The organism is Micromonospora sp. ATA51 (assembly GCF_016802855.1).
GTDB classification, from domain to species: Bacteria; Actinomycetota; Actinomycetes; order Mycobacteriales; family Micromonosporaceae; genus Micromonospora; species Micromonospora sicca.
The window spans coordinates 1-2783 of record NZ_JAEVHJ010000523.1 but is presented as its reverse complement, the minus strand read 5'-3'; the positions used below and the strand labels follow the sequence as shown (position 1 = coordinate 2783).

2 protein-coding genes and 1 pseudogene are annotated in these 2783 nt (G+C 71.9%); 1 reads left to right on the top strand and 2 read right to left on the bottom strand.

Annotated elements, in window-relative coordinates:
* Positions 1-1555 (top strand): N-acetylmuramoyl-L-alanine amidase (locus JNW87_RS37115; protein ID WP_238455327.1); only part of this gene is annotated, 1555 nt, incomplete at its 5' end.
* 61 nt (positions 1556-1616) lie between these two features.
* On the opposite strand, the gene hemQ is transcribed toward JNW87_RS37115, so the two are convergent.
* Together hemQ and JNW87_RS37105 are read right to left on the bottom strand one after the other, a co-directional pair.
* Positions 1617-2318, bottom strand: coding sequence for a hydrogen peroxide-dependent heme synthase (gene hemQ, locus JNW87_RS37110; protein ID WP_109800031.1), 702 nt, complete (start codon positions 2316-2318; stop codon positions 1617-1619).
* Positions 2315-2685, bottom strand: a pseudogene (locus JNW87_RS37105) (FAD-dependent oxidoreductase); the annotation flags it as partial. The gene hemQ and the pseudogene JNW87_RS37105, both read right to left, overlap by 4 nt.
* Positions 2686-2783 lie beyond the last annotated feature (98 nt).

Sequence of the window (2783 nt, the reverse complement as noted above, 5' to 3'; positions counted from 1 at the left end):
CGTCGCCCCGGCGCCCACCACCACCGCGCCCACCGTGGCGCCCACCGCCACCGCCCCGGCGAACCCGATCCCGACGCCGAAGGTGGTCACCCGCGCGGAGTGGAAGGCCGACGAGTCGATCGTCACCGACCCGCCGACGTACGGGACCACGGTCAAGGCGTTCTTCGTGCACCACACCGCCGGCACCAACGACTACAGCTGCGCCGACTCGGCGGCCCTCGTCCGGGGCATCGAGATCTACCACGTCAAGAGCAACGGCTGGAACGACATCGGATACAACTTCCTCGTCGACAAGTGCGGGGTCGTCTTCGAGGGCCGCAAGGGCGGCATCGACAAGCCGGTGACCGGCGCGCACACCTACGGCTTCAACACCGACAACGCCGCGATCGCCGTACTCGGCACCTACATCAGCGCCGGCATCCCCACCGGCGTGCAGGACGCCGTCGCGCACGTCGCCGCGTACAAGCTCGGCGCGTACGGCAACGACCCGTTCGGCAAGGTCACCCTGACCTCCGGGGTGGAGGGCAAGTACCACCTGGGCGAGCAGGTGGTCTTCAACCGGATCTCCGGGCACCGGGACGCGGTGGCCACCGAATGCCCCGGCGACGCGCTCTACGCCCAGCTCGCGACCATCCGCGCCAAGGCGGCCACCACCGCCAACCTGCGCCTGACCGGCCTGACCGGCACCCTGAGCGGCACGACGTACTACACCAGGAGCACGTTCACCGCGTCCTGGACGACGATCACGCCGAGCAACCTGATCTCCCGCTTCGACGTGGTGGTGGACGGCACGGTCGTGGCCACCGCCGCCGGCACCGCCCGGTCGGCGTCGGTCACCGTCCCCGCGGGCACGCACACCGTGGTGGTGCGCGCCGCGCACAAGATCGGCCGGGTCAACGCGACCGCCGCGCAGGCGTTCGTCGTCGACACCGCCGCGCCGACCTTCCCGCAGGGACCCACCCTCGCCCTGCGGGCCGGTCAGGTGAGCGGCACGGTTGTGCCGGTGACGGTGAACTGGCGGGCGGCGGACAACACCGGCGTCGGCTCGGTCCAGCTCACCGCCCCGATCAGCCGCACCTTCGCCGCCAGCGGCAGCTACGGCACCACCACCAAGCCGAGCGTCGCCACCGCATGGTCGATGCGCGCCCAGGACTGGGCCGGCAACACCGCCACCACCTCGGCGAGCTGGATCCCGATCTTCCTCCCCGAGACCAAGGCCACCCGGACGGGCACCTGGTCGACCAGCACCGGCAGCTCCTACCTCGGCGGCTCGGCGCTGACCTCGACGGCCGCCAAGTCCTCGCTGACCTGGACCGTCACCGCCCGCTCGGTCGCCTTCCTGGCGACCCGGACGTCGACCTCCGGCCAGGCGGAGATCTGGGTGGACGGCGTCAAGCAGACCACGGTGGACCTGCGCAACAGCACCACCGACTACCGCCGGGTGATGTGGACCAAGAGCTGGTCCAGCAGCGCGCGGCACACGGTGAAGATCGTCGTGGTGGGCACCTCGGGCCGGCCCCGGGTCATCACCGACGGTCTCGTCTACATCGGCTGACCCGGAACGACGACGGGCCCCGGAGGGAACTCCGGGGCCCGTCTCGCGTGTCGGCCGGGATTCAGACCAGGCAGGTGACGATGTCGGCGATCGAGCGCCGGCGGCCGGTGTAGAAGGGGATCTCCTCCCGGACGTGCCGCCGGGCGCCGGAGGCCCGCAGGTCGCGCATCAGGTCGACCATCCGGTGCAGCTCGTCGGCCTCGAAGGCGAGCATCCACTCGTAGTCACCGAGGGCGAACGAGGCGACCGTGTTGGCCCGCACGTCCGGGTAGCCGCGGGCCAGCCGGCCGTGCTCGGCGAGCATCTCCCGCCGCTCGGCGTCCGGCAGCAGGTACCACTCGTAGGAGCGGACGAACGGGTAGACGCAGAGGTAGGCGCGGGCCTCCTCGCCGGCCAGGAACGCCGGGATGTGGCTCTTGTTGAACTCCGCCGGCCGGTGCAGCGCCATCTGCGACCAGACCGGGGTGAGCGCCCGGCCCAGCGTGGTCCGCCGGAACCGCAGGTAGGCGTCCTGCAGGGCGTCGCTGGACGAGGAGTGCCACCAGATCAGCAGGTCGGCGTCGGCGCGCAGACCGGCGACGTCGTACGTGCCGCGGATCGTCACGTCCTTACCGGCCAGCTCCTCGAAGAGGGCCTCGACCTCGTCGATGACGTTCTCGCGCAGCGACGGGAGCGGGCTGGTGGCCCGGTACACCGACCACATGGTGTAACGGACGGTGGCGTTCAGCTCCTTGAGCCTGGCCGCGTTGGTCTGCTCGGTCATGAACCCGATCCTCCCAGGGCAGTGATGATCTCCTCGGCCGCGGTCTCGCCGGAGCGGACGCAGACCGGGATGCCGACGCCGTCGTAGCCGGCGCCGGCCAGGACCAGCGTGGGGTGGCGGCGCGCAGCGCCGTCCGGGCCGCGGCCACCCGGTCGAGGTGACCGGGGGCGTACTGCGGCAGGGCGCCGCCCCACCGCTGCACGTGACTGGCGACCGGGGCGGGCAGCGGGCCGCCCAGCACCTTGGACAGCTCCCGGTGCACGGTGGCGACCAGGTCGTCGTCGGTCAGCTGCAGCGACGTCTCGTCGCCGTACCGGCCGACCGAGGCGCGGACCAGGGCGAGGCCGTCGGCCCGGCGCAGGTGCCCAGAAGCTGACACCGCTATCATCCTGGCCGCCCGAACGGTGGCGCAGGGCATCGCTGGAAGTCGTTGCGGGCGGGACTGCTGTGCCAGCGGTGCGCAGC